Origin of the sequence: Porphyromonas levii DSM 23370, from assembly GCF_000379925.1 — a bacterium.
Lineage (GTDB): Bacteria > Bacteroidota > Bacteroidia > Bacteroidales > Porphyromonadaceae > Porphyromonas_A > Porphyromonas_A levii.
On sequence record NZ_KB904312.1, the window covers coordinates 1 to 7853 of the forward strand.

Genomic DNA, 7853 nt, shown 5'->3' on the forward strand with positions numbered 1-7853 from the left:
CACCTGCGATGAGGCAGGAGTCAACTTCTACGATTGGCTACTAGCAGTCCTTCCAAAGCTCCCCAAGATAGGCGAGCTCACAGAAGACGAAATAATCAACCTCCTCCCAGGTCACATAGAAGTCTAACTCAAAAAGACACCGAGACACAAAATAGACTGTAGGTACCAAATCGTACCTACAGGCTATTTTATTCTCTCCTTACGCGCCCGTTTTGGGAGAGTTACGCTCTAGATATCGGAACTATCGTATCCGGTGCCGATGTAAGTGTAAAGAGACTGTTGTGCGAAAGCAACGAAGTAGTTTGCTTTCGTGCAACAGTCTTCTAAAGTAAATTATTATGTCTCAGTTATCAATCGTTCTGCACATCTACTCTTCTAGCTTGTATAGTAAACGCCTTTTCGCCATCTACTTTAGGATCCTTGCCCATTCCAGTGACGTTCATTCTATCCGCAGTAATACCCTTTGAAATAAGGTAATTCTTCACAGCTATTGCCCGTCGCATAGAAAGGGCATCATTATACTGGTTGCTTCCAGCATGATCCGTAAATCCGATGATATTTACTTTAGTCTCCTTGAACTCTTGGAGAATACTCACAATCTCAGACAACTCAGCTTCGTACTTCTCTTCATCTATCTTATCGCTATCAAACTCGAAGTGGATCGATGGAAGGTTTGGAAACTTACGTAGAGTAGTAGTAGCTTCTGTTTTGACCGTAGGTGCGTCCTCTGGCTCTTTCACCTCTGGCTCTTCTGGTTTTGCAATGGATATTGGTTCGTAGTATACTGGCTCTGTTCTTGTATAACTTTTGCCCAAATTTATCTTGATTCCAGCTAGAGCATTGGCTTGGAAGTCGAGTACATCTCCAACCTTCGAATTAAAGTTGTCTGGGAGCATATTTACATTACCTTCTAGCATTATGCTGATGTGGTCAGATACTCTAATATCGATGCCTAATCCAGCTCTAGCTACCCAGAACAACTTTTTTGAGCTCCATAATAGGGGCAACTTGCTTTTGTCCAACTTCTGTGCTTCTATATTCTTGAAGCCCATTGCAGCACCTCCTCCAGCAAAGAGGTAGGGACTTACAGTGCGGTGAGGATTGTAATTAAAACTGTTGACAATGTTCCAAATTAGGTCAGCACTTCCTTGTAAATAATTCCATTTGTAAAGCTCATTAGGGCTTACCAAAGCCCCTTTCGCTTGCCATCCGGTGGCACCTATTCTCACCCCAAAACCTGGTGAAAATTGATATCCAATATGGAGAGATGCTGAGGGAGAGAGGAGGTCTGTAAACTTTGTCTCTCCAACAGTATGTGCCATCCCACCTTGTAGTTGCATGTATAGGTGCTTATTAAACAAAGTGTTTGCCGTTTCCTTTACCTTGCGGTCTACATTTTGTCCATACACTACTACAGATCCTAATGCTAGCGTTAGAGCCAATATTGTTTTCTTAATTGTCATAGTTATATGTAGTTGTTTGTATTTGTATGAGAGCCCGCCAAAGCATACCTTGGCGGGCTCAGAAACTTTTGTACAATTGTCAGCTGTTATTTAAAACAGCTGCAGCTAGAGATGGATTACTTTTTGATGGCCTCAGAAGTAGGCTTTACCTCAATTGTGAATGTTCCATGAAGCTCACCCCACTGATGAGGGATAATTACTGGCACATTCAGGTAGATAGACTCCATAAGCGCAGCACCATTATTGGTATAGCTAAGCTTGCCATCTTTATACTCAACATTCATTGTTGTTTGAAGCGGGTATTTCTTACCACCCTCTTTGTCCTGATATGTGATCTTAGTATCATCAATCCTGAAGGTACCAATCTTGTAGTAGTCGTAATAGTTAACACCCTCACGGCTTACAGTTTCCTTGGTAAAGGCAATGTTCCTCCAGTCGGTAAGCTCAACTATATCAGCAACATTAAAGAAAGTATGCTTTTCACCCTTATCAAGACCGTCAATGAAGTAGTCCTTGGCGTTAGCAGTCATATTAAGAGGACGACGAACTACTACTTGGAACTTTCCTCGCTCTAGACCTTCATTTAATGAAGTAATGGCAGTAGGAGTGTCACCATTGCACTTTGTTGTCTTAATGACAAGACCTATCACTACACTCTCAGGTTCGGTATTGAGGATTCTCTTCGCGAATTCACTTCCCTTCTCATACTTTAAGTAGTCACCCAAATCTCCGGGGAACTTTTCTAAAGTTGCAATCTTTTCCCTTTTGTCGCCAAGTTTAGCAAATAGGATCTTTTTGTCTTTATCTACATCGAAAGTATAAGTCTTACCATCAGTTCCTTTTACTGTACGATTTGTATTATAGTATTCTGTATCAAACTCGTACTCATAGGTATAAGAAGGATCAGTGATAACCTTACCATCTTTGTAGCGAAGAGTTAAACTAGAGGTATTTTCTTTAAGTTTGAACAGGCTATTCAGATTAGGCATAATACTGTTGGTATTTCCCTTTGCAGGAATCTCAGTATTGATCATACCCCTATTCCCATTCCACATATTGGTGAAACGCTGAACATAAACTTTCTCTACTCCAATCTTGATGTCGAAGATTACCTCATAGTGTACAAAGTTGGTGGTTGCGTCGAAGATCTCCGCTACCGCTCTGATGGTTTGCCCAGCATACTTAGCTTGCATCTGAGGTGATACATAGAATCTTACAGGCTCGGTTTCTGTGCCTTCCTTGTAGTCCCATTTGAACAATGAAGAAGCCACTGTCTCCTTTGAAGTATTTACGATATATGACTTGCCATCCTTGGTGTATGGAGAGGTCGCAAATACTTTTGCCCTGATTTGGAACTTCTTGTGGAAGTCATTCTTGCTTAGATTAGCGTGGTGGTATAGATCCTCATTCATTTGCTTAACAGTCATGCCACTCGAAATTACATCACAGCTAGCTTCCTTTTCAAGAAGATCAATCACCACAGGTTGGATCTCAGGCTTAACCACAGGAATCTCCTCCTTCGTGAACTGAAGCTTGATGAAGCCCATATTAGCCACACAAGTTCCATTTACTAGACGAACTCTGACGATAGGAGTTTTGTCGATAGATGCTTGGTTGCCATTTTGCCCGAATACACGAGCTGTAACAACTCCGTCCTTAAGAGTAATGAACTCTTGCTGGTCGGTCTTGTTAACACCTTCCTCAAACTTAAAGGTCTTGCCGTTTTTATCAAGGAGGTCAAATACATATGTTAGACCATACTTAGAGTTGTCAGTAAACAACTTGCGATTCTCTAAAGTCCTAACGATGTCAAGAAGATTCGTTGCTTTGTTGTAGAAGATAGGATATGAGACACCTCCCTTTGCATCTTCTAGACTAGTATAAAGCTTTATGAGATCATCCTTTACCTCTCCAATACCCTCATGAGCAATACGACCAAGATCAAGTACGTGGTCTGTGAAAGCTACTCTAGCCCAATCGCTATGTACTTCAGTACCCTCATTGATCTCCTTAGCAAATGGCACTCTTAGCTGAACTTGATTGTCCTTGCCCTCTGCAGCAGAGGCAGCCATGCTCTTATTTACCTTGAAGTATACGGTGAGTACACCATCCTTGAGCTCTACATTTGTAACGCTCTCAACAAACTTCTTCTCTGCACGTAGGACAGGAGTATTGAAGTAGAAGCTAACGTGCTCAGCATCGATTGATGCTAGATTGACATTAGATGGAGAAACCCTGAACCTTAGGTAGCTCTCTGCAGTTGGAGTGCCACCAGTACATCCATCTCTATAAACGATATTTCCGAAGTCTACTACAGGAAGTGATCCACCATTAGCTACAGCATCAGGAATGATGACTAGGCTAGTAATTGGCACAAGACCAATCTTAACACCTTCATGTGCACCAGCAACGTTGAAGAATGTAACTGCCCCATCCTTGAATATAGCAGTGATTGTACCCTCTGGAAGCCACTTTATGGTAGTAACGTTGCGAACCTTTTTGCCTTCAGCATCGGTAGATACCTCCACCCAGAAGCCCTTCTCTGCTCCCTCAGTGCCTGGCTCGTACCATACACCGTCCTTGCCAGGAGCGCCTTGGTCACCCTTGTTGCCCTTAGCGCCATCTTTTCCGTCCTTACCAGGAGCGCCTTGGTCACCCTTGTCGCCCTTAGCGCCATCTTTTCCGTCCTTACCAGGAGCGCCTTGCTCACCCTTGTCGCCCTTAGCACCGTCCTTGCCACGGGATGGGAGACCTGTGTCCCTACCATCGATGAACCAATTGCCGTTTTCTCCGATTTTAACCACAGAGCCGTCTTTACCGTCCTTGCCGTCAACGCCGTTCTTACCGTCCTTGCCGTCAACGCCGTTCTTACCGTCCTTGCCGTCAACGCCGTCTTTACCGTCCTTGCCGTCAACGCCGTTCTTACCGTCCTTGCCGTCAACGCCGTCCTTACCGTCCTTGCCGTTAACGCCATTTTTACCGTCCTTGCCGTTAACGCCATCCTTACCATCCTTGCCGTTAACGCCGTCTTTACCATTGGTGATGGTGTAAGATTTGCCGTTGCTTAGTTTTACTGTAATACCATTTTTCGTTGGTTCTACACTTGTAATGACTGATCCACCCTTAACTTGGGCATCAATGTCTTTGACAAGGGTTTCTAGTGTGCCAACACGCTTGTCCAAGTTGTCAACTTTAGTGTTGACAGAAGCGATGTCTGAACCATAATCCTTGCTACATCCGATTGCCATCAGAGTGATAGCGGCGAACGTAAACAAAGAAATCACCATGATTTTCTTCTTCATCATAATTCTTAGTTGTTAAAAATTTAATGTAATACTTACATATATGAGTTTCGCGTTCATTATAGGTCTAAGCTCTTCTTTGATGTCTACTCACATAAACCTTATGGCGTTTGTGAGTGATATTCAAATAGCTAATGATCCTAAAGTGTCCTCTTTATGAGGTGTATGTTACACAATGCAAATCTCGACAAAACAACCTGATTGCCAAAAGAATATCTGTTATCGGGGCAAATTCTATTGTTAACGGTGGTTTCAAGGTATTGATTGGTTGTTTGCCTTCTGTTGTTGGTCGTTTTTATTATGCCTTTATATTCGATTAGTCACAATTTTAGTCTACTCTGTAAGTGGAAATTAACTTAAAAGCAGGCTGATGATGTGGAGACGTATTAAATTCACTCCTCATTAATATAATATGTATATGTGTAATCTCTGTATGAGAATGTTGCACGAAGTGCCCATTTTCGCCGATTTGCAAGCAAATCGGCTGAGACGTTGCACGGTGGTGAAATACAAGGCACCGAGACTGAGGCTGACGGGAGCGTACTCATGTACGTGACCGAAGCCGAATGTCGAAAGTAACGCGGTAGTTCGCCATCGTGCGACAGTCTCAGTATTGTAGTTGAGTTTGTTTTATCCGATATGTTGGTCGTTGTCTTCCTCTGTTCTTAATAATAGCTGACGAAGTTTTGATGCTTGTCTTCTAGAAATGCTTAGCTCTTCGCCTGTTGTTAATCGGATAATTTGCTTCTGGGGATTAAAGGTATTGATGTATGATAAATTAAGAATGATGCTTCTGTTGATTGGGAAAAAGTTGCCTTCTTCAATAAATGTCTTTCTGTAGTGGCTTAACGCTTTGTTGAGTGTGATGTTTGTACTGTCTATGAGTTTGACTTCACATTCATGGCTGTTTCCGGTAGAGAAATATACTATTTCGTCTAACTGTATAATCTCTATCTCGCCAGTCCTTTTTTCAAATGCAATGCTACTGTTTTTATATATTTTGTGTGGGGGGGGGTAGACTTTTGGTGTTATTGTAAAAAGGTAGTTTCTTATGCCTTTTTAATTTTATTATTTCTATGGATTTATTGATAGCTTTTTCTAGATCTGTGTTTTTTATGGGTGTGGTAATATAGTCTGCGACAGAGAGTTTCAGGGCTTTAATTGCATAGTCTAATTGAAACTTTTCAGAAATAAATATTACTTCAAAGTTTCTTTCTGCAGGAAGTTGTTGTAGTAAACCAAATGCATTTTCACCATCGAGGTAAATAAATGCTATGTCATATCCACTCAGTAGAGCAAGTTTGTCTCCTTGGGTGGTAGATTTATTGATTTCTGGTCTCTGTAAATCAGTATTCATTGCCATGATTTTCTCTTTTAGCATAAGTGCCTTAGAGAAAGAATTCCCAATTATTATACTTCTGTACATATAACTAATGTGTCTATTATCTTGAGTTATTGACTATTGGTAATTTGCGTAACTAAGCCCTATTTTAGTTGTTTGGCTTTTATTTCTTCTTTTGCAAATATAGCTCTAATTTTTGATTACTAATACCAAATATATGTTTATGGTCTTATTTCTATGGTTATCGGTAGAATAACTATTGTTAATGGGCTTTTGCTCGAGTTGTTTGGTATTTCTATCTTTATTGTGTATCTGTTATTCTTTATTATATTATTGAGACTGTTGTACGGTGGCGAACTACTGCGTTACTTTCGACATTCGGCTTCGGTCACGTACGTGAGTACGCTCCCGTTAGCCTCAGTCTTAGTGCCTTGTATTTCACTACCGTGCAACATCTCAGCCAATTTACTTGCAAATCGACGAGAATGGCACTTCGTACAACATTCTCTTATTAGGATTAAAGCTCTTTGGGATTCATGGTCGCTATCCTGATAAGTTCAATCACTTAGCGCACGTGTTTCCAAGGGAATAGGGGGAGTAGAGAACAATAGGCTAGGGGCAACACACGGACATAGGGTCAAGTCGTTAGTTGGTCTGCCATGATATAAGGTCAATTAAATCTAAAGAGCATGGGGTAAGGCTTGGCAGTGAGTCTTTGTAATAGATTCGATAAATCCCTTTTAGTAGAGCCACTTAGCTGATCTATGCTAACGCATGACCATTTAATATATACTAATCATCCAATTTAATATATACTAAATGGGTTGATTAATATATATCAAATGCACCAATTAGTATATATTAAATGGTCATGCGTGATAGGGAGGGCGATTGTGCGAGGTGCATTGCTGGTTTGTGTTAGAGGTATCATCGTGGTAGCGGGGTGGCGTTCTTAATTTTCTTATAGGTATAGTTACCTATAAATGGGTAGGAGAGGAGGAGGATATCGTAGTAACTTATGGTGGACATGGTAATTAAATACCTTTTTCTGCAATGTAGAGTTGACATTTTCCGAAATTAAGTGTACCTTTGTGGCATCATTGATAGTTAGCCATTATGAGTAGCATTCTGAGAAGCGATATGTGCCTGCCAGTAGGGGACAAGGAGCGTGCCGAAGAGAAGTTTCTCGGTCTCGCTTTGGACTCCACTCGCAGTATATTGTGCGCTGAGAAGAGTGGTAATGCTTCGCTTGTTTGTCTTAGAGGCACTCGTGGTATTGGTAAGACTTATCAGCTTGTGCAGTTGGGCAAGATTCTTAGTGAGCATGAGCCTAAGGCAGCTCTGTATGTCAATCTCAATCACTTTTATTTTTCCAATCACTCTATCTACCATTTTGCACAAGAGTATAGGGATAGCGGAGGTCGGGTGTTGCTACTTGATCAAATTTTTAAGTACCCTGGTTGGGATATAGAGTTGAGACTGTTGCACAAAAAACTGCGTTAAACACTTGTTTATCTCATTGGTTATCAGTATATTTGTATATGTTTAACAAGGAATAATTACTGATTCCATATGTCTTTCAAGAGTACATCCAACGATAATCCAAGTTTTGTAGAAGTTTTCACAGAGCAGAGACGAGCCAAAGCACGTAATGGCTTCTTAGAGCAAGTTGATATTCTTATTGACTGGCGCCCCATACAGACCTTTATCAATAAAAAGCTCAATAAGAGAGCAGAAGCACAAGGG

General features: G+C 41.2%; 5 protein-coding genes. 1 reads left to right on the plus strand and 4 read right to left on the minus strand.

All coding sequences use genetic code 11. From position 1 onward, the window contains the following. Positions 1 to 350 precede the first annotated feature (350 nt). The 4 genes from A3GG_RS0110805 to A3GG_RS0110815 all read right to left on the minus strand — a co-directional run bounded on the left by A3GG_RS0110805 (position 351) and on the right by A3GG_RS0110815 (position 6191). Positions 351 to 1463, minus strand: coding sequence for an OmpA family protein (locus tag A3GG_RS0110805; RefSeq protein WP_018359304.1), 1113 nt, complete (start codon positions 1461 to 1463; stop codon positions 351 to 353). A 116-nt stretch (positions 1464 to 1579) separates the two neighbouring features. After that, positions 1580 to 4768 carry a collagen-like domain-containing protein gene (locus tag A3GG_RS12950; RefSeq protein WP_018359305.1) on the minus strand — a complete coding sequence of 1063 codons (3189 nt, stop codon included), beginning with the start codon at positions 4766 to 4768 and terminating at the stop codon, positions 1580 to 1582. Positions 4769 to 5395: 627 nt separating this feature from the next. After that, positions 5396 to 5818: a LytTR family transcriptional regulator DNA-binding domain-containing protein gene (locus A3GG_RS14055; RefSeq protein ID WP_083900415.1), complete on the minus strand. Its 423-nt coding sequence runs from the start codon at positions 5816 to 5818 to the stop codon at positions 5396 to 5398. After that, positions 5757 to 6191 (minus strand): response regulator, encoded by a 435-nt coding sequence (locus tag A3GG_RS0110815; RefSeq protein WP_018359306.1) that lies wholly within the window; start codon positions 6189 to 6191, stop codon positions 5757 to 5759. Before A3GG_RS0110815 ends, A3GG_RS14055 begins: the two co-directional genes overlap by 62 nt. 1032 nt (positions 6192 to 7223) lie before the next feature. Between A3GG_RS0110815 and A3GG_RS0110820 the strand changes: the two genes are divergently transcribed. Further along, positions 7224 to 7610 carry an AAA family ATPase gene (locus A3GG_RS0110820; RefSeq protein WP_018359307.1) on the plus strand — a complete coding sequence of 129 codons (387 nt, stop codon included), beginning with the start codon at positions 7224 to 7226 and terminating at the stop codon, positions 7608 to 7610. Positions 7611 to 7853: the final 243 nt, after the last annotated feature.